Origin of the sequence: Micromonospora lutea (genome assembly GCF_016863535.1) — a bacterium.
Taxonomy (GTDB): Bacteria; Actinomycetota; Actinomycetes; order Mycobacteriales; family Micromonosporaceae; genus Micromonospora; species Micromonospora lutea.
Genome location: NZ_BOPB01000040.1, coordinates 1 through 23,924, shown reverse-complemented (window position 1 = coordinate 23,924; position 23,924 = coordinate 1). Strand labels below are relative to the sequence as shown.

Annotated in this window: 25 protein-coding genes; 10 read left to right on the top strand and 15 right to left on the bottom strand. The window is 70.9% G+C overall.

The genetic code is table 11. The features are described 5' to 3' along the window. Positions 1-232: 232 nt before the first annotated feature. Both Vlu01_RS26955 and Vlu01_RS26950 read left to right on the top strand, forming a co-directional pair. On the top strand, positions 233-724 hold the full coding sequence (locus tag Vlu01_RS26955; protein ID WP_204004846.1) for a hypothetical protein: 492 nt from the start codon (positions 233-235) through the stop codon (positions 722-724). A gap of 122 nt (positions 725-846) precedes the next feature. After that, positions 847-1,461 (top strand): class F sortase, encoded by a 615-nt coding sequence (locus Vlu01_RS26950; RefSeq protein WP_204004844.1) that lies wholly within the window; start codon positions 847-849, stop codon positions 1,459-1,461. Here the strand turns inward: Vlu01_RS26950 and Vlu01_RS26945 are convergent. After that, positions 1,433-1,960 carry a hypothetical protein gene (locus Vlu01_RS26945; RefSeq protein ID WP_204004842.1) on the bottom strand — a complete coding sequence of 176 codons (528 nt, stop codon included), beginning with the start codon at positions 1,958-1,960 and terminating at the stop codon, positions 1,433-1,435. The genes Vlu01_RS26950 and Vlu01_RS26945 overlap by 29 nt on opposite strands. Before the next feature lie 144 nt (positions 1,961-2,104). Here Vlu01_RS26945 and Vlu01_RS26940 point away from each other — a divergent pair, with 144 nt between their 5' ends. Next, on the top strand, positions 2,105-2,524 hold the full coding sequence (locus Vlu01_RS26940) for a YchJ family protein (RefSeq protein ID WP_239096155.1): 420 nt from the start codon (positions 2,105-2,107) through the stop codon (positions 2,522-2,524). Here Vlu01_RS26940 and Vlu01_RS26935 read toward each other — a convergent pair. The 3 genes from Vlu01_RS26935 to Vlu01_RS26925 form a co-directional block, all read right to left on the bottom strand. Then, on the bottom strand, positions 2,521-3,837 hold the full coding sequence (locus Vlu01_RS26935) for an MFS transporter (protein ID WP_204004840.1): 1,317 nt from the start codon (positions 3,835-3,837) through the stop codon (positions 2,521-2,523). The two genes, Vlu01_RS26940 and Vlu01_RS26935, sit on opposite strands and share 4 nt — an antisense overlap. Positions 3,838-4,038: 201 nt before the next feature. Continuing rightward, entirely contained in the window at positions 4,039-5,118 is a 1,080-nt protein-coding gene (locus Vlu01_RS26930; RefSeq protein ID WP_204004838.1) for a mechanosensitive ion channel family protein, read from the bottom strand. Positions 5,119-5,287: 169 nt separating this feature from the next. Next, the gene (locus Vlu01_RS26925) at positions 5,288-5,893 is read right to left on the bottom strand and encodes a lytic polysaccharide monooxygenase auxiliary activity family 9 protein (RefSeq protein WP_239096154.1); all 606 of its coding nucleotides are present in this window, start codon (positions 5,891-5,893) and stop codon (positions 5,288-5,290) included. Between the two features lie 429 nt (positions 5,894-6,322). On the opposite strand from Vlu01_RS26925, the gene Vlu01_RS26920 reads away from it, so the two are divergent. Then, entirely contained in the window at positions 6,323-7,897 is a 1,575-nt protein-coding gene (locus Vlu01_RS26920; RefSeq protein ID WP_204004833.1) for an FMN-binding glutamate synthase family protein, read from the top strand. Between the two features lie 144 nt (positions 7,898-8,041). On the opposite strand, the gene Vlu01_RS26915 is transcribed toward Vlu01_RS26920, so the two are convergent. Together Vlu01_RS26915 and Vlu01_RS26910 are read right to left on the bottom strand one after the other, a co-directional pair. Then, the gene (locus tag Vlu01_RS26915) at positions 8,042-8,701 is read right to left on the bottom strand and encodes a hypothetical protein (protein ID WP_204004829.1); all 660 of its coding nucleotides are present in this window, start codon (positions 8,699-8,701) and stop codon (positions 8,042-8,044) included. 157 nt (positions 8,702-8,858) lie between these two features. Continuing rightward, positions 8,859-9,812: a hypothetical protein gene (locus Vlu01_RS26910; protein ID WP_204004826.1), complete on the bottom strand. Its 954-nt coding sequence runs from the start codon at positions 9,810-9,812 to the stop codon at positions 8,859-8,861. A gap of 148 nt (positions 9,813-9,960) precedes the next feature. Between Vlu01_RS26910 and Vlu01_RS26905 the strand changes: the two genes are divergently transcribed. Genes Vlu01_RS26905 through Vlu01_RS26895 form a run of 3 tightly spaced genes read left to right on the top strand, consistent with a single transcriptional unit; the run spans position 9,961 to position 12,187 of the window. After that, positions 9,961-10,677, top strand: a complete 717-nt coding sequence (locus Vlu01_RS26905) for a FadR/GntR family transcriptional regulator (RefSeq protein ID WP_204004823.1) — start codon at positions 9,961-9,963, stop codon at positions 10,675-10,677. Further along, a complete protein-coding gene (locus Vlu01_RS26900) occupies positions 10,674-11,501 on the top strand; it encodes a sterol desaturase family protein (RefSeq protein ID WP_204004820.1) in 828 nt (275 codons plus the stop codon). Before Vlu01_RS26905 ends, Vlu01_RS26900 begins: the two co-directional genes overlap by 4 nt. After that, entirely contained in the window at positions 11,498-12,187 is a 690-nt protein-coding gene (locus Vlu01_RS26895; RefSeq protein WP_204004817.1) for a lysoplasmalogenase, read from the top strand. Before Vlu01_RS26900 ends, Vlu01_RS26895 begins: the two co-directional genes overlap by 4 nt. Here Vlu01_RS26895 and Vlu01_RS26890 read toward each other — a convergent pair. The 9 genes from Vlu01_RS26890 to Vlu01_RS26850 form a co-directional block, all read right to left on the bottom strand. Beyond that, positions 12,184-14,013 carry an AMP-dependent synthetase/ligase gene (locus tag Vlu01_RS26890; RefSeq protein WP_204004815.1) on the bottom strand — a complete coding sequence of 610 codons (1,830 nt, stop codon included), beginning with the start codon at positions 14,011-14,013 and terminating at the stop codon, positions 12,184-12,186. The two genes, Vlu01_RS26895 and Vlu01_RS26890, sit on opposite strands and share 4 nt — an antisense overlap. Before the next feature lie 170 nt (positions 14,014-14,183). Beyond that, positions 14,184-14,720, bottom strand: coding sequence for a gluconokinase (locus tag Vlu01_RS26885; protein ID WP_204004813.1), 537 nt, complete (start codon positions 14,718-14,720; stop codon positions 14,184-14,186). Beyond that, positions 14,710-15,939 carry a D-mannonate dehydratase ManD gene (manD, locus tag Vlu01_RS26880; protein WP_204004811.1) on the bottom strand — a complete coding sequence of 410 codons (1,230 nt, stop codon included), beginning with the start codon at positions 15,937-15,939 and terminating at the stop codon, positions 14,710-14,712. The genes Vlu01_RS26885 and manD overlap by 11 nt, the downstream gene beginning before the upstream one ends. Positions 15,940-15,969: 30 nt before the next feature. After that, positions 15,970-16,950: a sugar kinase gene (locus Vlu01_RS26875; protein ID WP_204004809.1), complete on the bottom strand. Its 981-nt coding sequence runs from the start codon at positions 16,948-16,950 to the stop codon at positions 15,970-15,972. Next, a complete protein-coding gene (locus Vlu01_RS26870) occupies positions 16,947-17,585 on the bottom strand; it encodes a bifunctional 4-hydroxy-2-oxoglutarate aldolase/2-dehydro-3-deoxy-phosphogluconate aldolase (protein ID WP_204004807.1) in 639 nt (212 codons plus the stop codon). The genes Vlu01_RS26875 and Vlu01_RS26870 overlap by 4 nt, the downstream gene beginning before the upstream one ends. Before the next feature lies 1 nt (position 17,586). Beyond that, on the bottom strand, positions 17,587-18,735 hold the full coding sequence (dgoD, locus tag Vlu01_RS26865) for a galactonate dehydratase (protein WP_204004804.1): 1,149 nt from the start codon (positions 18,733-18,735) through the stop codon (positions 17,587-17,589). Between the two features lie 6 nt (positions 18,736-18,741). Further along, positions 18,742-19,557, bottom strand: coding sequence for a carbohydrate ABC transporter permease (locus Vlu01_RS26860; RefSeq protein ID WP_204004802.1), 816 nt, complete (start codon positions 19,555-19,557; stop codon positions 18,742-18,744). Beyond that, positions 19,554-20,501, bottom strand: coding sequence for a carbohydrate ABC transporter permease (locus tag Vlu01_RS26855; protein ID WP_239096153.1), 948 nt, complete (start codon positions 20,499-20,501; stop codon positions 19,554-19,556). The genes Vlu01_RS26860 and Vlu01_RS26855 overlap by 4 nt, the downstream gene beginning before the upstream one ends. A gap of 69 nt (positions 20,502-20,570) precedes the next feature. Beyond that, positions 20,571-21,857: an ABC transporter substrate-binding protein gene (locus Vlu01_RS26850; protein WP_239096152.1), complete on the bottom strand. Its 1,287-nt coding sequence runs from the start codon at positions 21,855-21,857 to the stop codon at positions 20,571-20,573. A 138-nt stretch (positions 21,858-21,995) separates the two neighbouring features. Here Vlu01_RS26850 and Vlu01_RS26845 point away from each other — a divergent pair, with 138 nt between their 5' ends. The 3 genes from Vlu01_RS26845 to Vlu01_RS26835 form a co-directional block, all read left to right on the top strand. Then, positions 21,996-22,763, top strand: coding sequence for a FadR/GntR family transcriptional regulator (locus Vlu01_RS26845; protein WP_239096151.1), 768 nt, complete (start codon positions 21,996-21,998; stop codon positions 22,761-22,763). A gap of 235 nt (positions 22,764-22,998) precedes the next feature. Further along, positions 22,999-23,616 (top strand): CG0192-related protein, encoded by a 618-nt coding sequence (locus Vlu01_RS26840; protein ID WP_204004798.1) that lies wholly within the window; start codon positions 22,999-23,001, stop codon positions 23,614-23,616. Positions 23,617-23,720: 104 nt separating this feature from the next. Then, the coding region (locus tag Vlu01_RS26835; protein WP_204004796.1) for a DUF397 domain-containing protein at positions 23,721-23,924 on the top strand (204 nt) is incomplete at its 3' end.

Here is a 23,924-nt window from a genome sequence, read left to right as displayed (position 1 = left end):
AACCGCGCACGGCAGCCACACCCGCAGGCCACAACCCCTACAGCGCCCGAGCCGACCGTTCCGCGACGCCTCCGGCGTCCGGGTGGACACAGGACGGCAACGAGGATTTCTCATTTTCGCCGTATCGGTTCCCAAGCCCACCTAGTGTTGGGCACACCGGTGCTAGTCACGGAGTTGGCCACCCGAACGACGTCCCACGCAGTCAGCGGACGAAAAGTGAGGGAAGACGCGTATGAAGGCAACGAAAGTTCTCATACCGGCGGCAGGCAGCATCGTTCTCGGCGCCCTGTTGCTGCCCGGTGCCGCGCTGGCCGACACGACCGTGTCGCCGGCCACCACGCCGGTCGGCGGAACCGTCGTACTGACCGCGACGACCTGCAACCCGGGTTCAGGCGACGCGATCTTTCGTGTCACCGGACCCGACCGCGACCAGAACGTGCGCTCCACCACCGCCGCCGCCAGCGGCGGATTGAGCGCGGAGCTGTTCACCGCCGGGTTCACCCTGGGCACCTACACGGTGGCAGCCACCTGCGGTGACGGTACGCCCGACGGCAGCGCGACCTTCACGGTCACCCCGCTCGGTGGCGCCGCGGCCGGTGGCCGTGACGGCAACGACGGTGCCGGGACGCTGGCCACCGGCATCACTCTGCTGGCCTCCGCGCTCGGCGGGGCCGTCATTCTGGCCCGGCGTCGTCGCCACGCGGTGGCCGCCGCGGCGCACTGATCCACGACTCACCCCATCCATCCTGCGGCGGGTGCCCGTACCGTGCTCGACGGTGCGGGCACCCGAGGTGGCACCGACAGACGGAGTCGCCACTCACCGGGCACCGGCGAACGGAGGCTCCCGTGCGGACGTACCACCTGAGCGAGCTCCTGGTCGCGGCGCTCGCGGTAGCGGGCCTCGCGCTGGTCGGCACGGGTGTGACGCGGCTGCCGGCACGACCACCGCAACCGAACGGCGCGGCCGTTCCGCACCGGACGGTGCCCGCGCCGAGCCTGCCGCCGCTGCCCCGGGCCGCCCCCGTCGAGGTGCGGATTCCCGCCATCGACGTACGCGCGCCGCTGGTTGCCGTCGCTGCCGACGCCGCCGGGGCGCTGGAGGTGCCGCCGCTGGATCGTCCGAGGGTGGCGGGCTGGTACCGGCCCGGAGTCAGCCCCGGCGAAACCGGCAACGCGGTGCTGGTGGGTCATGTCGACTCCCCCGACGGGCCGGCCGTCTTCTTCCACCTGGGACAGCTACGTCCGGGCGACACCATCGAGGTCGTCCGGACCGACGACCGGGTGGTGCGCTTCGCTGTGGACGGCGTCGAGGCGTACCCGAAGGAGCGTTTCCCCACCGACCTGGTCTACGGCCCGGGCGGCGCGGCCGGGCTCCGCCTGATCACCTGCGGCGGCCGGTTCGACCGCGACGAGGGCGAGTACGTCGACAACGTCATCGTCTTCGCCACGCGGGCATCGTGAACCCGTGTTTGACCGTCGGGGCCTCGGGAAGACCCGTCGCCCACGGCAATATCCGAGGAGCGACGATGGCGCAGGCAGGACGGGCCACCAAGCGGGGCGGCACGGGCAAGGGGGGCCCGCCGCCACGGAAGGTGGCGGCGAAGAAGGCGGCCACGGCCGCGAAGCGGGCCACCGGGGCCACCGCCGCGAAAACACCCGAGAAGAAGCCCACTTCGACGAGTACCCGCGTCGCCCGCAAGAAGGCGGTGTCCGCCACCGCCACCCCGGCCCGCCGGCCCACCGCCAAGGCGACCGCGGCGAAGAAGGCCGCTCCGGCCAAGAAGGCGCCCGCGAAGAAGGCGGCGACGGCCACGGCACCGGCGAAGTCCTCCGGCACGAGGGGACCGGCCCAGAAGGCCACGAGTACGAAGCGGGCACCGACCAGGAAAACCTCGGCTACCCAGGCGGTTGCTTCCCGGTCCCGTTCGGCCAGTACCGGACCGGCGAAACGAGGCACCACGATGGAGTCGTTCGGTAATCGTCGGGGTGCGCGCACCGGCTCTCGCTGACCCGCACGCCGAGGCCGGTCGGCAGTCACGCCCACGGCTGGCGGCGAGGTCGCCCCGGTGGCCCGGACCGTCGCCGCGACCGGAAGGATGGCGACGTGGCCAAGCGAGACAAACGGACGGCCGGCGGGGCCGAGGTGACCGGAACGTGCCCGTGCGGGCAGGGCCTGCCGTACGCGGACTGCTGCGGTCGGCTGCATCGGGGCGAGGCCGATGCGCCCACGGCCGAGGCGCTGATGCGGTCCCGGTACACGGCCTTCGCCGTGGGCGACCCGGACTACCTGCTCCGTAGCTGGCACTCCCGTACCCGACCAGCACGGCTGCACCTCGATCCCACCCAGCGTTGGACCCGGCTGGAGGTGCTCGGCACCGACGGTGGTGGTCTTTTCGACAGCACCGGCACCGTGCAGTTCCGGGCCCACTACCGGGAGGGACGCGAGCCGGGCACGCTGACCGAACGCAGCCGTTTTGCCCGCGAGGACGGCCGATGGGTCTACCTGGACGACGATCCCGGCTAGGAGCGACCGGCCGAGGGCCATCCCACCGACGCGGGCGAACGTCGGTCGCCCGCCTGCCGGACCGCCAGGACCACCGCGATCAACAGGTACGGCACGGCGACGACAGCGAACGCCACCGGGTTACCCGCCACGGTGGCGACCAACCCGTACCCGGCGTACACGACGATGACCGTGAGGTCGGTGCCCATGCCGGCGAGCGAGGTGACGGTGGCCCGCCCCGGACCGGCGATCCGGGTCTGTAGCCGCGCGTCGGCCAGCACCGAGGCCAGTTGAAGGCCGCAGAACGCCACCGCCACCAGCCCGAAGGCGGCCGGGTGACCGGCCAACGCGCCCCCGGCCAGGGCCAGCGCCGAGCCGGCCAGCAGTAGCGCGTAACCCCGGTTGCCGAAGCGCTGTCCGACCGGGGCGAGCAGGCCGCCGACGATCTGCCCGACCGTGACGATCAGGAGCAGCAGCGGCACGGTCGTCAGCGCGACCCCGGTGTCGCGGGCCAGCAGCGGCGTGTACTCGTCCAACGCCCCCCAGATGGCACTGACCCCCGCGACGAGCAGCACCGCCCGGCGCACCGACCGGTCGCCGCGTGCCTCGGCGACTCCTGCCCGGAGCTCCTGCCACCAGCCGAGTCCGTCCTCGGGGCCAGCCGGCGCGACGGCGTCCGCCGACCCGTTTGCGGCGCTCGACGCCGCGCCGTCCCTGGCCGGGGAGGCGACGCCGGCCCGACCGGTGTCCGGTCCGCCGGCCCGACCGTGTTCGGGGAAGCGGACGGCGACGACCGAGGCGAGCAGGCAGGCCGCGACGCTGGCCGCGCCGACCGCCGGGTAGCCGCCGATCCCGAGCACCGGCGCCGCCAGCACGATCGACCCCAGCACGCCGACGGTGCCGGCGGTACGCGCCCGGCCGATGACGCGGGCGTACCGGTCGGCGGCACCGAGCCGGTCGAGTTCGTCGAAGACCAGGGCCTCCGTCGCTCCGGAGGCCAGGGCACCGCCGGCTCCCCAGAGGACGAACCCGGCGGCAAAGGCCGGATAGGACGGTGCGAAGGTCCAGAGGGCGAACCCGGCCGCGGTGCACAGCGGCGCGAGGCAGAGCATTCGCCGTCGGGAGGTCGCGTCGGCCCAGGCACCGGAGGGCACCTCCAACGCGATGCTGGCCAACGACCAGATGACGAACAGCGAGGAGATCTGTCCCACCGACAGGCCGGTGTCGGCGAAGAGCAGCGCGTACACCGGGTAGAGCAGCACCAGGTCGGTGAGGAAGGCGTACGCGTAGAGCGTGCCGGCCAGACGGCGAGCACGCGGCGGAGTCGGGGTCATCGGGGCCTTTCAGGTGGGCAGGGGTCACGGACGCCGGTGTCACGGTGTCCGTGGCGGCCCACGGCCTCGGATGACGGATCAATGTCGCCAGGTCATGGCGCTGATGCTAATGCCTCGCCCGACGGTGGCGTACGGGCTACCCGGTTGCGACCGACGATCGGGCGGAACGGGACCGGCATCGGCCCCGTTCCGCCCGGATGATCAGCGTTGTTCCCCGGTCTTCGGCAGCACGATGGTCGAGTCGCTGTCGGCGGAGTCGGGCTGCGCCGGCACCTGCGGCGCGTCCGGGCTGACCACCTGGGTGGCCTCCGGGTCGCTCTGCAGCGACGACGAGGGCTGCGTCGTGCCCGGCTCGTAACGCGGCAGCGGCGTGGTCGCGTCGGGACCGGGTCCGGTGACGACCTGAGTCGCCTCCGGGTCGTCCACGGTCGACGAGCCGGTGAGACCCGGCACGGGGGCATCGGCCGGCTCACCACTCACCGACTCGAAGGTGCTGGGCGCGGCGGTGGCCGGCGGATACGTGGAGGCGTTTCCGGCAGCCGGCGCGGCGAACGGCTCGGCGTGGCGCTCAGCGGTGTCGCGGCGGCCGGCGGAGTAGGCCCGCGCGTGCTCGGCGATGGTCCGAGACTCCTGCTCGGCCCGGGTGAGCCAGGATTCCCACCGGCTCTGCATCGGACGCACCAGACCACCGCCGACCCCGACCACGAGAATGCCGCCGATGGTGGCCAGCACCGCGATCAGTACCGGCGTGGTCACCGCGGTGGCGACACCGATCTGGTTGAGCGCGGCGATGATGCCGAGGCCGAGAATGAACGCCGAGGCGACGGTGGCCAGCAGCCGACCGTAGGACAGCCCGCCGAGAGCGCCGGAGATGATGTCCTTCACGGCGCTCGCGATGGCGGCGGCGACGACCACGATGACGATCGCCACGAAGGCGCGGGGCAGCCAGGCGATGACCCCGCCGATCAGGTCGGAGATCGGGTTCGGCCCCCAGATCCCGAAGGCCAGGTAGAGGGTGAGCAGCAGGAGCCCGTAGTAGACGAGCCGGGCGACGATGTCGCTGGCGTCGTAGCGGGATCGGGCGAGGGCGCGGCGAATGCCGCCGCGCTCGACCGCACGGTCGAAGCCGACCCGTTCGAGCAGCCGGTTGACGATCTTCAGTGCGGCCTTGGCGACCAGCCAGCCGACAACCAGGATCGCCACGAAGGCCAGTGCCTTGGGCAGAAAGAGAAGTATCGAACGGAGGGTGTCCCCCACCGCGTCACCGAAGTTGTCTCGCATCGGATGGTCCTCCACAGGGGGTGGTTGCTCGTCCGGCCCGACCTACCCGGTCGCTCAGGACAAGAAACACCGACACCTCGATGCGTGTACGGCTTCGGCTGACAGCGGACTCCGACCCAGGACGGTAGGTCCTGGGTCGGAGCGGTGTGACGGCTGTCGAGTTGGCCGATCAGACGAAGTTCACGTCACTGCACCACATGTACGCCTGGTCGAGGTGCGATGCCTGCCAGATGACGAAGACGATGTGGCGGCCGGTGTAGCCGGAGGTCGAGACGTTGAACGAGATGTTCTGCGCGGGCGCGTACCTGCCGGTCTGCGTGATGAAGTCGAGGTTGCCCCATCCGAGTCGCTGGGTGGTGGGGTCGAAGCCCTGCTTGCTGACGTAGACGCGGAAGTAGTCAGCGCCGTGGCTGGCCTGGTCGTACAGGTGAACCGTGAAGTTCCTGCTCACGTTGGTCGCCCGCCACGCACCGGGCTGGTTCAGGCTGTTGTTCCTGGACAGTCCGTTGCTGCACAGCTGCCCGTCGGGCGTACGGGCCTGGAACTGCCCGCCGAGCCCGTCCCGCAACGCGCTCATCCAGTTCCACATGGTGTCGGGATTGGCCTGGAACGCCTGGTAGCACATCGGGTCCTGCTGCTGCATGGCCGGGTTCGTGTGCTGGCTACCCCAGCTCTGCCAACACTGGTAGGCGCGGGAGGCCGGGTTGATGATCGTGCCGTGGGCCTGGACCGGGCTGGCCCAGGGCAGCACGCCGACGATCATCGCCAGCAGCACGGCAAACACCCGAAGGGGCTGGCGGGCGGCTGACCGGGATCGTTCGCCGGTCTGAGCAGGCCTGCGTGAACGCATGTGCGTCCTCCGTTCGTCGGTGGTGTTGGTGTTTGGGAGCGCTTCCACCGACAGACAAGCATCGAGTTACATGAATGTCAACAATGATCTTATTTGATGCCACTGTGACCCGAGTCGGCCTGAGTCGCCGTGAAGGGCACCAATGCCGCATCTATCTGCGGAAATGGCCCGCTCCGCCCTCCGCACGATCATCCGAACGACGCCCCGGATCGAAACTTTCGGCGGTTGACGGCCCATGGTTCATCGTACGTGCGCATCGCTGGCCGCCTCGTTTCGGACGTCAGCCGCACCAACTCGTCGTCGGCCCCGCCAACGGGACGTTTGGTCGGAGCCGGTGGCGGAAAGTGTGGCGGGATGAGATGGGCCCGTCACGCCGTACCCGCCGCCGTCGCCGCCCTCGCCGCGCTCGCCGCCCGCGACCTGCTGCAACGCGAGCACGCGCTGAAGCGCAACTTCCCGCTGCTGGGCCGCGCCCGCTACCTGCTCGAATCACTCGGGCCGAAGCTGCGGCAGTACATCGTGGCCGGCAACAACGAGGAACGCCCGTTCACCCGCGACCAACGCCGCTGGGTGTACGCCTCGGCCAAGCGGCAGAACAACTACTTCGGGTTCGGCACCGACAACGACCTCGAGTACACCCCGGGCTATCCGATAATCATGCACCGTACCTTCGGTCGGGCGGTGCCCCCGTCGACGCCGACGATCGGCCACGAGGTGCGGCTGCCATCGGCGAAGGTGCTCGGGGCCGCTCGGCGACGCACCCACGCGTTCCGCCCCGAGTCGGTGGTGACCATCTCGGGGATGAGCTTCGGCTCCCTCTCCGGCTCCGCTGTCGAGGCATTGAACCGTGGCGCGGCGATCGCCGGCTGTCTGCACAACACCGGTGAGGGCGGGCTGTCCCCGTACCACCGCCACGGCGGAGAGTTGATCCTGCAGCTCGGTACCGCGTACTTCGGCTGCCGCGACGACCGGGGCCGCTTCGACCTGGCCCGACTCAAGGACGTGGTGGCCGGCGCTCCGGTGCGCGCGCTGGAAATCAAGCTCAGTCAGGGCGCCAAGCCCAGCCTGGGCGGTCTGCTGCCGGCGGCGAAGGTGTCGGCGGAAATCGCCGCGACCCGGGGCATCCCGGTGGGGCGGGACTGCGTCAGCCCCTCGCGGCACGCGGAGTTCTCCGACTGCGACAGTCTGCTCGACTGGGTGGAACTCCTGGCCACCGAGACCGGCCTGCCGGTCGGTGTCAAGTCCGCCGTGGGCGACCTCGGCTTCTGGACCGAGCTGGCCGATCTGATGCGCGACACCGGGCGAGGGGTCGACTTTGTCACCATCGACGGCGGTGAGGGCGGCACCGGCGCCGCACCACTGATCTTCACCGACTCCGTGTCGCTGCCGTTCCAGCAGGGCTTCGCCCGGATCTACCCCATCTTCGCCGAACGGGACCTGCACGAACAGGTCGTCTTCATCGGCTCCGGCAAGCTCGGTCTGCCCGACAACGCGGTGGTCGCCTTCGCGCTCGGCTGCGACATGGTGGCCGTCGGCCGGGAGGCGATGCTGGCGATCGGCTGCATCCAGGCGCAGAAATGCCACACCGACACCTGCCCCACCGGGGTGGCCACCCAGAACGCCTGGCTGACCCGAGGGCTGGACCCGGCATCGAAGTCGGTCCGGGCGGCGCACTACATCAAGACACTGCGGCGAGACCTGATGAAGGTCGCCGAGGCGTGCGGGGTGGAGCACCCAGGACTGATCGACACCGACGCCGTGGAGATTCTCGGCGGGCGGACCACCGCCACCCCGCTGCGCGAGGTGTACGGGTACCGCCCTGGCTGGGGTCTGCCGTCGGCGGCCGACCGCGAGGCGGTGGTGCAGCTGATGTCCACCGAGGCGCCGCAGGGCGGCAGTGCTCCACCGTCACGGACCGCCCAGCGCTGACGCCTGCGGCTCCGGGCGGCCACACCGACCGCTGACAGCGGTGCCGGGCGCGCGGGTCAGCCGATCGCCGACCCGCGCGTCCCCGCCACCGCACCTCAGGGTCGGATCAGCCGCGGGCACCGCATGTTCTTCCGGCGTCGGCGGCTACCGCCACCTCCCGGGGCGGTGCCGGCTGCTCGGCCGGTCGCGCGGGAAAATGGACGGGTCGATCCCGACCGACGGGACCGGCCGCCACAACAGGTTGACCCCGGTGCCGTGGGGACGCGACAAACGTTGCCAGACCCGGTAGCCGAGTCGGCGATAGAGGCGGGCATCGTCGTCGCCGTGCACCTCCGCGTAGCTGGGTAGTCCGAGGTTGTCCATGTACCGGTGACTGCCTGCGAGGACAGCGGCGGCCTGACCGGCCCGGTTGGCATCCGGCGGCGCGGCGAGGAACGCGAGGTGGTTGTGCGCCTCGACGGGACGCCGCGCGGCAAGGATGTCATCGACCCGACGGAAGCGCACGGCATGTTCGCCACTTGCGTCGTCGAGTCGCTCGTCGTAGCGAGGTGGCGGTGGGATCGGGCGATAGCGGTGGAACCAGACGGTGGCGGCGGTCCCGTCCTTGAGCAGGAAGGCGTCACCGAACAGCAGGGCGTGCTCGGTCCAGATGCGGGCAACGGCAGCGATCACGGCGGGGCGTCGTCGCGAGTCGGGCACCAGCCACGCGCCGAGGGAGGTCGGGACGATCGTGGCGGTGAGCAGGTCGACGATCCAGTCGAGGTCGCACCATCGGGCACGTTTGACCGGCGGGGAGACGTGCATGGGCACTCCCGGGGGCATGAGATCGGATGGATGGGTGCGGGCCGGCACCGCGGGCCTGCGCTGGCAGCCGGTAACGGTCGGCGGTGTACCGCCGACGTCGGGTGTTGCGGCGCGCCCCACCCGATCGGCGGCGGCGCGAAAGTGGCGTACGCGGCGGTCAGGCAGGTCGGCTACGTGGGCGTGGCGAGCGGGAGGGCCGGTGCCGGTCACGCACCGGCCGGGTCACCCGACCGCTGACCGGAGGCGGTGACCAGCTGGCCGCATCCGTGTCGGCCGGGCCGTGGTGCGGGGTCGGAACCTTGTCGACGCCGCTGCTGCCAGGTGCCGTTGACAGGGGCGGCTGGTCCGGTGCGCGCTCGACCCGCCGGTCCCGCTCGTGCTGCTGCCCCCTGTCGGCCAGCGCTCCGGTGACCTGCGGCGGTGCGACTGGGCGCCGGCTGGCCCGGTGGCGGATGACGTGATCGGCGAAGCGGGCCGTTCGCGCGGTGTCCGGGTCAAGGTCAGCCGGGTCCGACAGGTCTGGCGGCACGGGGCCGACTCCCGGTAGCGGCGGCGCGGCGGGATTCGGATCGGGCTGCGGGGCCGGTTCCGTCGGTATCGGCACGGGCTGCGGCAGACCGACGACGGGTTCCAGGACGTCGAGCACCGGTGCCAGCAGATCGACGATCGGGGTCAGCTCCGACCGCTCCGCCGACCCGGCGTCGACGGGAATCTCGGCATGATCCCCCGGCAGCGCCTGGTGGGGTGGCGCCGTCGGCACCGATGGCCCGGGCAGCTCAGTGGGCGCGTCGCCCGTCGGTGGTGCAGGCTCGGGCCGCACCGGACGATCGTCGGCCGAGGGCGGTCGGATCGGACCGGCCACGGGGAGGTCGGTTGCCTGCGGAGGGCCCGGGGGTACGTCCTCCGGGGCCGGCGGATCCGGCGCGAGGGCCAGCGCGCCCGGATCCAGGATGGAGTCGGTGGCGTCCCGGGCGGCCGCCGGCGGCTCTTCGGCGGCGAGGGCGGGAAGGGCCGAAGCGACGTCGTAGGCGCACCACGCCGCCCCGGCCACCACGGTCAGAAACCCGCAGCGGAGGACTGCACGGACGAGGCCACGCCGTCGTGTCAGCACCGGCGCCTCCCTCACCCGACCACCACTCGCCGCGGAGCACCCTAACTCACGGCGACAGTCCGGTCACAGGCTGCCGGGCGTGTCGATCTGGTCGGCAACTGGTCCAACCAGTTGACGGGTTGATGTGCCCTGGGCCACACTGCCCGGCATGACATTCGTCCCCGTCACCCGGGCTTCCGTCTCCGACCTCGTCTTCGGACAGTTGCGCGACGCCATCGTCAGCGGCACCTACCGCACCGACGACACCCTGCCCGGCGAACGGGAGTTGGCCGGGACCTTCCAGGTGAATCGACACGCGGTACGGGAGGCGCTCGGCCGGTTGCAGCAGCTCGGCCTGGTCCGGGTCAGTCAGGGCGGGGCCACCCGGGTGCTGGACTGGCGGGTGCACGCCGGTCTGGACCTCGCGCTGTCGCTCGTACGCTCCGGCGACGTCCTGCCGGTCGCCACCCTGGTCCGCGACATGATGGACATGCGGGCCTGCATCGGCGTGGACGCGGCACGGCTCTGCGCCCGCCGCGCCGACGATGCCACCCGACGGCGGATCGTGCGCGCGGTCGAGGAGTTCGCCGACCTCGCCCCCGACCTGACCGCGATGGGCGAGGCCAACATCGCCGTGTGGCGGCTCATCCTGGACGGCTGCGGCAACACCGCGTACCTGCTGGCCTTCAACAGCCTGGTGGCCGGCGCCCTGGCGGTGGCCGAGGTGCCGCCGCAACGGCGCGCCACCGAACTGCTCGACATCTCCGGGCACCGCCGGCTGGCCTCGGCCATCGCCGACGGCCGGGACGTCGAGGCCGCCGATCAGGCCCGGTCCCTGCTCACCGCCGCGCTCACCGCCCCGACCAGAAAGGACAGCCGGGCATGATCCCCGCCGTGCTCTACGCCATCCCCGCATTCCTCCTGCTCATCATCGTCGAGGCGTTGTCGTACCGGTTCGCGCCCGATGACACCGAACGGGGCTACGAGGCCCGGGACACCGCCACCAGCCTGACCATGGGTGCCGGCAGCCAGGTCATCGGTGTGCCGTGGAAGCTGCTCACGGTCGGTCTGTACGCCGCCGCGTACACGATCTCGCCGTTCAGCCTCTCCCCCGGCGACTGGTGGGTCTGGGTGCTGTTGTTCTTCGCCGACGACTTCGCCTACTACTGGTTCCACCGGGCGCACCACGAGGTGCGACTCCTGTGGGCGGGGCACGTGGTGCACCACTCCAGCGTGTTCTTCAACTTCTCCACGGCGCTGCGGCAGAGCTGGACGCCGATGACCTCACTGCCCTTCTGGCTCGGTCTGGCCCTGCTCGGCATGCCACCGTGGATGATCTTCCTGCAGCAGTCGATCAGCCTGCTCTACCAGTTCTTCCTGCACACCGAGCGGGTCAACGTGCTGCCCCGACCGATCGAGTTGCTGTTCAACACCCCCTCCCACCACCGGGTGCACCACGGCTCGAACACCGAGTACCTGGATCGCAACTACGGCGGCATCCTGATCATCTGGGACCGGCTCTTCGGCACCTTCCAGGCGGAGGGGGACGCGGTCCGGTACGGCCTGACCAAGAACATCGGCACCTACAACCCGTTGCGGGTGGCGACCCACGAGTACGCGGCCATCTGGCAGGACCTGCGCACCGCCAGGTCCTGGCGGGAGCGACTCGGTTACCTGCTGCGCCGCCCGGGCTGGCAGCCGGTGCGATGAGCCCCGCCATCGGTTCCGGCCGGAGGGGACGGTCGGCGACGGGCGTACGGTGGCGGGACCACGACGCGGCACTGCTCTGGGCGTTCGCCGCCGTCGCGGCCGTCGAGGTCGTCGCCGTCGCCACCGACGTACCCGCGGTGCAGTGGCTGGCCAAGCCGCTGCTGGCGCCGCTGCTGCTGGCCTGGCTGTGGCGGGTCCGCGTGGCCGGCGGCCCGATCGCTGCCGGTCTGGTCTTCGCCACCGCCGGGGACATCGCGTTGCTGGTCGGATCGGACACCGCGTTCCTGATCGGGATGGGGTGCTTCCTCGGTACGCAACTGGCGTTCATCGTCGCCTTCGTCGGTCACCGCCGCCCCCGACCAGCGGCGGTGATCGGCTATCTGGCGTTGTGGGCGACGGCCAACGCGATGCTGTGGCCACGGCTGGGCGAACTGCGGCTGCCGGTGCTCGGATACAGCCTGGCCCTGAGTCTGATGGCGGCGGCCGCCACCGCGGTCGGTCGGCGGGTCGCGCTCGGCGGTGCGCTGTTCCTCCTCTCGGACCTGTTGATCGGCCTCGACGCGGGCGGTACCCGCATGCCCGGACACGGCGTGCTGGTGATGACGACCTACAGCGCCGCCTTGTTCATGATCAGCACCGGCTGGGCGGCGTCCCGGCAGCGGGGCGGTGGCCCGGCCCCGGGCTAGTGGCCCTGGTAGAGCGCCTCGACCTCATCGGCGAAGTGCTCCTGCACGACCTCCCGTTTGATCTTGAGCGTGGGGGTGAGCTCGTCGTCGGCCTCGGTGAGATCCCGCGGCAGGATCCGGAACGTCTTGACCTGCTCGGCGCGCGAGACGCTCCGGTTGGCCCGGTCGATCGCGGTCTGGATCTCCCCACGCAGCGTCGGGTCCTCCCGCAACGCCGACACCGACGCCCCGGAATGCCCGTGCTGCTCCCGCCAGCGCGTCCACGCCTGCGGGTCCACGGTCACCAGTGCGGCGGGGTACGGGCGGCCGTCGGCGACGAGCATCACCTGGCTGACCAACGGATGCGCCTGGATGCGCTGCTCGATCGGGCCGGGCACGAGATTCTTGCCGGCGGTGGTGACCATGACCTCCTTCGTCCGCCCGGTGATCCGCAGGAAACCGTCATCGTCGATCCGGCCGAGGTCGCCGGTGCGCAGCCACCCGTCGTCGGTCAACGTCTCCCGGGTGGCCTCCGGGTTGGCCCAGTAGCCGCCGAAGACCATCGCCCCCCGGGCGTGGATCTCGCCGTCGTCGGCGATGCGGAGCCGGACCCCGGGCAGCGGTCGACCGACCGTGCCGATCCGCATCGCCGTCGGCAGGTTCGCGGTCAGCGCCGGAGATGCCTCGGTCAACCCGTACCCCTCCAGGATGGTGATGCCCGCCCCCCGGAAGAAGTGACCCAGCCGCTCCGCCATCGGCGCGCCACCCACGAACGCCATCCGGCACCGCCCGCCGAGCGCGGCCCGCAGCCGACGGTACGCGGCGAATTCGCACACCAGGTGTGCCAGGCGGAGCAGTCTTCCAGGCCCGTGCGGCGTGTCCAGCGCTCGGCTGTACCGCACGGCGGTCCGCTCGGCGAGGCCGAAGAGCCATTCCCGGCGCGCGTCCTCGGCCGAGTGGCGGGCCTGGTCGTGCATCTTCTCGAACATCCGGGGCACGGCCAGGACGAATGTGGGCCGGAACCGGCGCAGCTGGTCGAGCACCCCGGACATGTCGGCGCTGTGCACCATCGTCGTCCGGGTGTGCACCACGCCGACCTGGATCATGCGGGCGAACGCGTGCGCCAGCGGCAGGAACAGCACCGTCGACGCGCCCGGATGCAGCAGCTGAGGGAGCACCTCGGTGGCGTTGCCGATGTCGGCGGAGAGGTTGCGGTGCGTCAGTACGCAGCCTTTCGGCGCCCCGGTGGTGCCGCTGGTGTAGACGATGGTGGCGATGTCGTCGCCGGTCACCGCGGCTCGACGGGCGTCCACCTCGACCGCGTCGACAGCGTTGCCCCGCGCGACCAGCTCGATGAGATCGCCGGTGTCGATGCGCCAGATCTGCCGCAGCTCGGGCAACTCCGCCCGCACGCCGGTGACGCTGGCGGCGTGGTCGGCGGTCTCCAGCACGCAGCAGACCGCACCGGAGTCGCCGAGCATCCAGCGGACCTGTTCGACGCTGGAGGTGTCGTAGACCGGCACGCTCACCGCGCCGATCGACCAGAGGGCGTAGTCGACGAGAGTCCACTCGTACCGGGTGCGGCTGAGCAGCCCGACCCGGTCACCGTGCCCGACGCCGGCGGCGACGAAGCCTCGGGCCAGCGCCAGCACGTCGTCGCGGAACTGTCGGCAGGTCACCGGCAGCGCGCCGCCTCGCCCGGAACGACGCACCGGCCACGACCGGGGGTCCGGGTCGGGCCGGATGAACTGCACCGCGTCCGGATCCTCGGCAGCGTTACGCCACACCTGCTCGGCCAGGCTGCCGTCGTCGCCACCGACGATCGGCTCGACCGCTGTCTCCCGCACGCCGTCCACCTGCCGTCGCGTCACCGCCGTTGCTGCCCACCGCTTCCGATGGTGGCCCCGGCGCTCCGCCGCGTCCGGCGAACACCCAAAACCCGTCCTGTCGTGTCGCCCGATCCCGCGCCGCCGATCGATGTGCACGATCGGCGGCGCAGGATCGGCGGCGCGGGAACTCAGGTGTGGGAGGGCGTCACGGGCAGGCCGAGTTGGTGCACGGCTGCGGTGATCAACGCGTCGGTGGAGAGTCGCAGATCGAGGACGAAACCCTGCTCGTCGGGGCCCAGCGGCTCCAGCGTGGCGGTCTGGGAGTCGAGCAGGCTCGCCGGCATGTAGTGCCCCGAGCGCAGTGCCAGCCGCTCCCGGATGACCTCGGTCGGCCCGGCCAGGTGCACGAAGTCCACCTCCGGCGGCCCCTGCCGCAACACGTCCCGGTAGGAACGTCGCAGCGCCGAGCAGGCCAGCACCGTCGACACGCCCTCCCGGTGCCGGTCGGTCATCCACTCGGCCAGGGAGCGCAGCCACGGCCAGCGGGCCGCGTCGTCCAGGGGCACGCCGGCCCGCATCCGGGCCACGTTGGCCGCCGAGTGGAACTCGTCGGCCTCGGCGAAGGTCAGCCCGGTCAGCGCCGCGACCCCCTGCGCCACCGTCGTCTTCCCGGCGCCGGAGACACCCATCACCACCACGTGTCGGGTCGACCGGTCACCAGTCATGGACGGTCCCGTCCTGGAGCCGGTTGAACGGCAGGTACGCCGGCTGGTACGGGAACCGCGCGGCCGCCTCCTCGTCCAGTTCGACACCGAGACCCGGCTGCTCACCCGGGTGCAGGTAACCGTCGGTGAAGGTGAACGACTGGCGGAACACCTCGTTGGTCAGGTCACCGTGGCGCATGTACTCCTGGATGCCGAAGTTGTGGATGGCCAGGTCCAGGTGCAGGGCGGCGGCCATGCCGACCGGCGAGATGTCGGTCGGACCGTGGATGCCGGACTTGATCTGATACTGCGCGGCGAAGTCGAGCAGTTTGCGCATCGCGGTGATGCCGCCGGTGTGGGTGACCGCGGACCGCACGTAGTCGATCAACTGTTCCCGGATCAGCGTCTGGTAGTCCCAGACGGTGTTGAAGACCTCGCCGATCGCCAGCGGCGTGGTGGTGTGCTGCCGGACCAGCCGCAGCGCCTCCTGGTTCTCCGCCGGGGTGCAGTCCTCCAGCCAGAACAGGTCGTACGGTTCGAGGGCCTTGCCCAGCTTCGCGGCCTGGATCGGGGTCATCCGGTGGTGCCCGTCGTGCAGCAGCGGCAGCTCCGGCCCGAACTCGCTGCGGACCGCCTCGAAGACGCCGGGCAGGTGACGCAGGTACGCCCGGGTGTCCCAGTCCTCCTCGGCCGGCAGCGGGGTGCGTTGGGCCGGCTCGTAGTCGTAGCGCTTGCCGTCGGCGCTGGGCTGGGTGGCCACGCCGTACACCGCGTTGATGCCGGGTACGGAGGTCTGCACCCGGATCGACCGGAAACCGAGGTCGAGATGTGCCCGGATGGAGTCGAACAGCTCCGGCAGGTCCCGCCCGGAAGCGTGGCCGTACGCCATGATGCCGGTGCGGGACGCTCCGCCGAGCAGCTGGTAGAGCGGCATCCCGGCGGCCTTGGCCTTGATGTCCCAGAGCGCGACGTCGACCGCGGCGATGGCCGCCATGGTGACCGGCCCACGCCGCCAGTACGCCGAGCGGTACAGGAACTGCCAGGCGTCCTCGATGCGGTGCGCGTCGCGCCCGAGCAGCAACGGCACCACGTGATCACGCAGGTACGAGGCGACGGAGAGTTCACGCCCGTTGAGCGTACCGTCGCCGAGGCCGGTGATGCCGTCCTCTGTGGTGATCTTCAATGTGACGAAGTTGCGGTCCGGGCTGGAGACGATGACGTCGGCGGCCACGATCTTCACGAGGGGTGCCTTTCTCCTGCGGGAACGTACTCAGCGGAGGGTGGTACCGGCGGCGCTGCCGGTGATCAGGGTCAACTCGTCGCGGCGGGGCAGGCCCTCCCAGTCGCCGTCACCGGCGACCGCGAAGGCCCCGAGGGTCACCGCGCGGCGGAGCCGGTCGACCAGGTCCAGCCCGTCAAGGTGCCCGGAGAGGTAGCCGGCGGTGAACGCGTCGCCGGCGCCGACCGTGTCCACAGCGGTCACCGGCACCGCCTCGACGTACGTGGCACCGTCGGCGGTGTGCGCGCGGGCACCGTCGGCACCGAGCTTCACCAGCACCGTCCGCACACCACGAGCCAGCAGTCCGGCCACCGCGCCGGCCTCGTCGGCACCGGCTGTGGCGACCAGGTCCAGCTCGTCGGCGGAGGCCACGACGACCGAGGCGTACCCGGCCAGCGGGGTCAGCGTCGACCGGGCGTCCTCACGGGTCCACAGTCCGGCCCGGTAGTTCACGTCGAGGCAGACGGGAATGCCGGCCTCGGCCGCCGTACGCACCGCCCAGGCGGCGGCGTCGCGGGCGCTGTCGGACAGCGCGGGGGTGATCCCGGTCAGGTGCAGCATCCGGGGGCCGGCGGCGAGCGGGGCACGCAGATCCTCGACATCGAGGGCCGAACCGGCCGAACCGGCCCGGTGGTAGCGGACCCGGGACACGTCGGCGGTACGGCGTTCCAGGAACATCAGCCCGGTGGGCCGATCCGCGTCGCGGCGTACGGCGTCAACGTCGACGCCCTCGGCGCGCAGTTGGCGCAGCACGAACTCGCCCAGTTCGTCGTCGCTGACCCGCCCGACCCACGCGGCCCGGTGGCCGAGCCGGGCCAGACCGATGGCCACGTTGGACTCCGCGCCGGCCAGGTGCATGGTCAACGGTCCACCCTGGGCCAGCGGCCCCGGGGAGCGCAGCGACACCAGCGCCTCCCCCACGGTGAGCAGGTCCACCCCGTCCGGGCCGGTCCTGCCGGTGGACGTGGTCATGACGCCGCCACTGCGGCGACCGCCGCGAGGTGGGCGCGGGCCCGCTCCCGCAGCGCGTCCAGGTCGCCCCCGGAGGCGGCGTCACCCACCAGCGGGCCGCCGACACCGACGGCGATCGCGCCGGCCGCCAGGTAGCCGGGCAGTTCGGCCGGTCCCACCCCGCCGACCGCGACGAACGGGATGTCCGGGAAGGGGTCACGCACCGCCCGCAGGTACGCCGGCCCGCCGACCGACGCCGGGAACAGCTTGACCGCGTCGGCGCCGAGTCGCACCGCCGTGACCGCCTCGGTGGGGGTGAGCGCGCCGGCGGCGACTGGCAGGCCACGTCGGGCCGCCTCGCCGATGGACTCCACCACGGCCGGGGTCACCACGAACTGGGCACCGGCGGCGGCCACGTCGGCGACGTCGGCGACGGTGAGCACGGTGCCGGCACCGACCAGGCCGCCGGGCGGAGCAGCCGCCCGCAGCGCCTCGATGGCCCGCAGCGCGTCGGGCGTGGTCAGCGCCACCTCGATGATCGACACCCCTTCGGCCAGCAGCGCGGTGCCGGCCGCGATGGCGGCGGCGGTGTCGGTGCCCCGGATGATGGCCAGCAGCCGGGTCGCGGCGAGTTCGGCGGTGAGATCGACGGTCATGTCACCACTCCGCGTACGAGCCGTCGGGGTGCCGGAAGGTGGGGCTGCGCCAGGCGTGCCCGCGCTTGTCCGCCGCGCGTACCGCCTGCTCGTCGATCTCGATGCCCAACCCCGGTGCGGTGAGCCGCTGCACGTACCCGTCGACGAAGGCCAGCGGCTGCTGGTCGACGCAGTAGTCGAGCACCTCGGCGCCGAGGTTGTAGTGAATGCCGATGCTCTGTTCCTGGATCAGATAGTTCGGGGTGGCGAAGCCGACCTGCAGGCAGGCCGCCAACGCGATCGGCCCGAGTGGGCAGTGTGGGGCGAGTTGTACATCATAGACCTCCGCCACGGCGGCGATCTTGCGTACCTCGGTGATGCCGCCGGCGTGCGCCAGGTCCGGCTGGGCCACCGCGATGCCGGCCTGCAGCACCGGCAGGAACTCCTGCCGGCTGTAGAGCCGTTCCCCGGTGGAGACCGGGGTGGTGGTGGAGCGGACGAACTCGCCGATCAGGTGGGAGTTCTCCGGCACCACCGGCTCCTCCAGGAACATCGGCCGGTACGGCTCCAGCAGCGGCGCGACGCGCCGGGCGTTGGCCAGGGTGAACCGGCCGTGGAAGTCCACGGCCACGTCCCGGTCGTCGCCGAGCACCTCCCGGGCGGCGGCCACCCGGCGCACCACCGCGTCGAGTTCGGCGACGGAGGCGAGCGGACTCATCCGGCCGGACGCGTTCATCTTCACTGCGGTGAGCCCGGCCTCCACCCGGGCGGCGATCTGGTCGCGGACCTCGTCGGGTTCGTCGCCGCCGACCCACCCGTAGACCCGGATGCGGTCCCGGACCGGTCCGCCGAGCAGTTGGTGCACGGGTGCGCCGTACCGCTTGCCGGCGATGTCCCACAACGCCTGGTCCAGCCCGGAGACCGCGCTGGCCAGGATCGGCCCGCCCCGGTAGAAGGAGGCCTTGGTCAACACCTGCCAGTGGTCCTCGATACGCAGCGCGTCCCGGCCGATCAGCAGTTCGCTGAGCTGCTCGACGGCGGTGCGTACGGTCTCGGATCGGCCTTCGCAGGTCGCCTCGCCCCAGCCGACGATTCCGTCGGTGGTCTCCACCCGGACGAAGAGCCAGCGGGGTGCGACGAGGAAGGTCTCGACGCGGGCAATGGTCGTCATGATCGCTCAGCCCTTCGTCGCGCCGGCGGTGAGTCCGGAGACGATGTACTTCTGCACGAACAGCGCGATGACCATGATCGGCAGGGTGACCACGGTGGTGGCCGCCATCAGGCCGCCCCAGTCGATGCTGGCGTAGCCGACGAAGTCGAAGATCGCCACGGGCAGGGTCTTGGTGTCCGCGCCGGAGAGGACCAGGGCGAACATGAAGTTGTTCCAGGAGAAGATGAAGGACAGGATGCCGGCGGTGGCGATGCCCGGCACGGACAGCGGCAACGTGATCCGGCGGAAGGCGCCGATGTGGGTGAGGCCGTCGACGAGCGCCGCCTCCTCCAGTTCCTCCGGCAGGCCGTCGAAGAAGCCCATCATGATGTAGACGATCAGCGGCAGCGAGACGAACATGTGGCTCAGGATCAGCACGCCGAAGCCGCCGACCATGCGCAGGTTCGAGAAGACGTAGTACCAGGGCACCAGCAGCGAGACGCCGGGGATGACCCGGGCCATCAGCACCACCAGCGCGGACTTGCGCATGTTGAACCGGCTCATCGAGTACGCCGCCGGCACGCCCAGCACCAGCGACAGGGCCGTCGCGGCGAACGCCACCCAGAGGCTGTTCACGATGAACTGCACGTAGTTGGCCTGCTGGAGCACCGTGCCGTAGTTGTCCAGGGTCGGCGTGAAGACCAGCGCCTTGGCGGAGTCGTAGATGTCGACGTTGGTCTTGAGCGAGGCGGCGACCATCCAGACCAGGGGTGCCACCAGTGAGGTCACCACGACGATCAGCGCGGTGGTGCGGAAGACCTTGAATCCGGTGCTCGGCCTCATCGGTCGGCCCCCTTCCGGCGTGCGGTGAGCGCCCACATCGAACCGATGATGATCAGGAAGAACAGGATCAGCACCGTCGAGGAGAGGCCGTACTCGTTGTAGTCGAAGCTCAGGCCGTAGGCGTACACGTTGAGCGTCTCCACCTCGTGGAAGGAGCCACCGCCCCGCCCCTTGGTCGCGTAGAGGATGTCGAAGGTCTTCAGCGCGTCGATACCGCGCAACAGGATCGCCACGATCACGGTGGGCATCAGCAGCGGCAGCGTGACGTGCCGGAAGCGCTGCCAGGCGCTGGCACCGTCGATCATCGCCGCTTCCTGCGGCTCGTCGGAGAGCGAGGTCAATCCGGCGAGCAGGATCAGCACGACCATCGGCGTCCACTGCCAGATGTCGATGAAGATGGTGGTCGGCAGCGCGGTGTGCTGGCCGGCGAGCCAGGGCTGCGGGCCGATGCCGATCCAGCCCAGCGCCTGGTTGGCCAGGCCGATGTTGGGGTCGAAGATGAGCCGCCACATCATGCCGACCGCGACCGGGGTGGCGACCAGCGGCAGCAGGATGGCGACCCGGACCCACTTCTCACCCCGGAACGGTCGCCACAGCAACAGGGCGATCGCCATGCCCAGGACGACCTCGAAGAACAACGCGACCCCGGTGAACGCTCCGGTGCGCGCCACGGCCGGCCAGAACCGGTCGGTGTCGCTGAGCACGTCGACATAGTTGCGGAAGCCGATGAACTCCGACTCGGCGCGGACGGAGCCCGCCGAATCGGTGAGGCTGAGGTAGACCGTCCAGGCGAGCGGGAAGATGATCAGGACGGCGACGAAGGCCATCGCCGGGGCCGCGAAGAGCCATTTACGGTGGTCGTTGGCCCAGCGCGCCCAGCCTGGCGTGTCGGGCATGACGGAGGCGCCACGGGGCGCCCTCTCGGGGGCGGTGACTGCTGGCATCAGATCTCCGTGATGGGGAGGCTGTGCGGGGGTGACGAGCGCTGACGCTCGTCACCCCCGCACGCGGACTCAGCGGGCCTCGTCGTCCAGGAACTTCTGGAACGCCTCGTGCGCGGCGTCGGCTGACGCCGCCGCGTCCTTGCCGGTGATGGCGTCGACGATCGGCTGCCCGACGATCTCGCGGGCCTGCGCCACCCGCTCGACCAGCGGCCGGTCGTGGCCCACGCCGTTGGCGAGGCTCACGGTGATCGCGTCGGCCATGTCCGCCGGGTAGGTCGCGATGCCCTCCGGGTTCTCCCAGACCGAGGTCCGGGCGCCGGGCGTACCGGCCTTCTGGTGCTCCAGCGTCTGCTCCTTGCCGGCCGCCCACTCGATGAACTTCCAGGCGTTGCTCTGGTTCTTCGAGGCGTCGTTGATGGCCAGGCCCCAGGAGGGGACGTTGTACGGCTTCGAGCCGTCCGGACCGGCCGGGAACGGCGCGAACCCGACGGTCTCGGAAACCTTCGACTTGGCCGGGTCGGTGGCGTTCTTGTAGAGCGAGTTGGCCTCCGGGTAGAAGGCTGCCTGACCCTGGGTGAAGATCGCCATCGCCTCGGACCAGCTCATGTCGGTGCTGATGTTGGCCGGCCCGTGCTCACGCAGCAGCCCGCCGTAGTAGGCGTACGCCTGCTTGGCCGCCTCGCTGTTGACGGCGGACTTGCCCGCCTCGTCGACGAAGTCGCCGCCGAAGCTGAACAGGAAGCTGGAGAACTGGGTGACGGCGGCGGCCTTGCCGGTCCGCGCGACGAAACCGGCCACGCCCGGGTTGTCCGCCTCGATCTTGGCGGCCTGGGTCTTCAGCTCGTCGAGGGTCTTCGGCGGGGCGCTGAAGCCGGACTTCTCCAGCAGGTCCTTGCGGTAGTAGAGGACCTGCTGCTCGGTGATGATCGGGATACCGACCACCTTCTCCTCGTACGTGGTGGCCCCGAGCGGCGCGGCCTGGAAGTCACCGAGGTCGAAGTCGGCGCTCTCCTTGGCCCGCTCGGTCAGGTCGGCGAGGTACTTGTTCTTGGCGAACAGCTGCCCCTCCTGCAGCGGCCGGTACATCATCACGTCGATGTCGTCGGCGCCGGCGTTGAGCTTGACGTTGTACTGGTCCGAGAGCTGGTCCTCGCCGAGCTGGGTGACCTCGACCTTCAGGCCGGTCTGCTGCTCGAACTCCGGCAGCGCCTTGCGAATGTTCTCGGTCCAGACGTGGTTGACCAGGGTCACCCGCACCGTGTCCGAGCTACCGCTGTCCGCACCGCCGCCGCAGGCGGACAACGCCATGGCGGCGACCACCGCCGCAGATGTCCCAATTATCGATCGACGTCCCACGCGCGTCTCTCCTTCTGTCCTGGCCGCCGGCTCGGGGGGACGAGCGCGACCTCGGCTTTTACATCCGCTTAACGCCGGATGCTAGGCCGAAAAAGCAGACTTAAACAAGTGGTAGACCTAACTGATACGATCCAAGCCGTGGATCTGACCTCTCCGGGGCCCGCGCCCGCCCAGTCCGCCCCCATCGAGGCCGGGCTGCACGGACGCGTCCTCGATCACCTCGGCACCGCCATCTGCGGCGGGGAACTCACCCCCGGAGCGGTGCTCAACATCGACGACCTGGTCGACCGCTACGCGGTGTCCCGGTCGGTGATCCGCGAGGTGCTGCGGGTGCTCGCGTCGATGGGATTCATCGAGACCCGACGACGGGTCGGCGTCATGATCCGCCCGGCCGGCGACTGGAACGTCTTCGACCCGCAGGTGATCCGCTGGCGGCTCGCCTCCGCGGGGCGCATCGCCCAGCTCCGCTCGATAACCGAGCTGCGCACCGCGGTGGAACCGCACGCCGCCTGGCTCGCCGCACACCGGGTCGACCACGACGAGGCGAGTGAGCTGGTCGGCCTGGCCGCCAAGATGTGGGCCGCAGGCAAGGCCGGCGACGAGGAACGCTTCCTCAGCCTGGACATCGAGTTCCACCGCCGGGTGCTACGCGCCTCGGGCAACGAGATGTTCGTCAAGCTCCAGGACCTGGTGGCAGAGGTGCTCACCGGCCGCCATCACTACCACCTCATGCCCCACCACCCGCACGAGCAGGCGCTGCAACTGCACGCCGACGTCGCCCAGTCAATCCAACGCCGCGACGGCGACAGCGCCCGCCAGGCCATGAAGCAGATCATGGAGCACGCCTTCGACGAAATGGCCTCCATGTGGGCCCAACCCCCCACCCCCACCCCCCACCCCGCCTAAACACCCCCACCCCACCCCACCCCACCCGTCGCCCCCACCCCACCCCACCCCGCCCCGCCCCGCCCCGCCCCGCTCGTCGATCATGCAGTTGCGGCACCTCACAATCTGCGCATTTCCTGCCATTACCGGTGCCACAACTGCATGATCGCGAAGCGGTGGGGGTACGGCACGGGGCGGGTCGGTGGGGTTGGCGGGGGGCGGGTTGGTGGGGTGGGTGGTGGGTACGATGCGGCGCATGGCGTTGTTGCATCGAGCGGAGCTACGTCCCACCAAGTTGGAACTGTTGGCGACCTGGCTGCCGAGCCGCGACTGGTACGCGGGCGTCGGCGACGTGACGCGCGTGGCCGGGTACCGGTTCGACGACCCGGCCGGTCAGGTGGGCATCGAGACGCTGCTGGTCCGGGGCGGTGACGGCCCGGTGCACCAGGTGCCGCTGACCTACCGCGGGGCACCGCTGGACGGTGCCGACGAATGGCTGGTGGGCACCGTCGAGCATTCGGTGCTGGGCCGCCGCTGGGTCTACGACGCGGTCGGCGACCCGGTGTACGCGGCCGCGCTGGCCGACGCCATCCTGGCCGGCACCGGCCAGGCCGAGGAGTACTTTGAGGTCGACGGCCGGCGCGAGGTGCGCGCCCCCAGCATGGACATCGCCAGCGACGCTCCCGCCGGCGACGTGCCCACGGTCGGCTTGGTGCGTCGGGTGGTCGACGGCGACCCCACGCTCATCGTCACCGACACCGTCGAACTCGGCGTGATCCGCCGCCCCGGTTCCGTCGCCGCGCCGAACACCGCCACGCTCACCGGTGCCTGGGGCGACGTCCGCGCGCCACTGGCGTACGCCTCACGACGCTGACCTCCGCCGTGAACGGCAACCGCCACACCGGCCATGCGATCCTCACTGGGCAGGCGCGACTCCGTCTGATCCCGGATCAACTTCTGGAAGGGAAGGGGTAACGCATGAGCCGTGACTTCCTGGACCACACGACGTGGCGCAAGAGCAGCCGCAGCCTGAACGCGAATGCCCAGTGCGTCGAGGTTGCCCTGACACCGCATGCGGTCGGCATCCGCGATTCCAAAGACCCGGCCGGTCCTGCCCTGGCGGTGGATGCCTCGGCGTGGACGGCGTTCATCAGTGGCGTCAAGAGCAAGGGCCAGCGGCCC

Excerpts from the sequence above, each read along its gene's own strand:
- Vlu01_RS26905 (WP_204004823.1), top strand. The coding sequence starts at position 9,961 with ATGACATTCGTCCCCGTCACCCGGGCTTCCGTCTCCGACCTCGTCTTC.
- Vlu01_RS26855 (WP_239096153.1), bottom strand. The coding sequence starts at position 20,501 with ATGCCAGCAGTCACCGCCCCCGAGAGGGCGCCCCGTGGCGCCTCCGTC.
- Vlu01_RS26900 (WP_204004820.1), top strand. The coding sequence starts at position 10,674 with ATGATCCCCGCCGTGCTCTACGCCATCCCCGCATTCCTCCTGCTCATC.
- Vlu01_RS26875 (WP_204004809.1), bottom strand. The coding sequence starts at position 16,950 with ATGACCACGTCCACCGGCAGGACCGGCCCGGACGGGGTGGACCTGCTC.
- dgoD (WP_204004804.1), bottom strand. The coding sequence starts at position 18,735 with ATGACGACCATTGCCCGCGTCGAGACCTTCCTCGTCGCACCCCGCTGG.
- Vlu01_RS26895 (WP_204004817.1), top strand. The coding sequence starts at position 11,498 with ATGAGCCCCGCCATCGGTTCCGGCCGGAGGGGACGGTCGGCGACGGGC.
- Vlu01_RS26915 (WP_204004829.1), bottom strand. The coding sequence starts at position 8,701 with ATGCACGTCTCCCCGCCGGTCAAACGTGCCCGATGGTGCGACCTCGAC.
- Vlu01_RS26840 (WP_204004798.1), top strand. The coding sequence starts at position 22,999 with ATGGCGTTGTTGCATCGAGCGGAGCTACGTCCCACCAAGTTGGAACTG.
- Vlu01_RS26930 (WP_204004838.1), bottom strand. The coding sequence starts at position 5,118 with ATGCGAGACAACTTCGGTGACGCGGTGGGGGACACCCTCCGTTCGATA.
- Vlu01_RS26860 (WP_204004802.1), bottom strand. The coding sequence starts at position 19,557 with ATGAGGCCGAGCACCGGATTCAAGGTCTTCCGCACCACCGCGCTGATC.
- Vlu01_RS26870 (WP_204004807.1), bottom strand. The coding sequence starts at position 17,585 with ATGACCGTCGATCTCACCGCCGAACTCGCCGCGACCCGGCTGCTGGCC.
- Vlu01_RS26935 (WP_204004840.1), bottom strand. The coding sequence starts at position 3,837 with ATGACCCCGACTCCGCCGCGTGCTCGCCGTCTGGCCGGCACGCTCTAC.
- Vlu01_RS26955 (WP_204004846.1), top strand. The coding sequence starts at position 233 with ATGAAGGCAACGAAAGTTCTCATACCGGCGGCAGGCAGCATCGTTCTC.
- Vlu01_RS26885 (WP_204004813.1), bottom strand. The coding sequence starts at position 14,720 with ATGACTGGTGACCGGTCGACCCGACACGTGGTGGTGATGGGTGTCTCC.
- Vlu01_RS26920 (WP_204004833.1), top strand. The coding sequence starts at position 6,323 with ATGAGATGGGCCCGTCACGCCGTACCCGCCGCCGTCGCCGCCCTCGCC.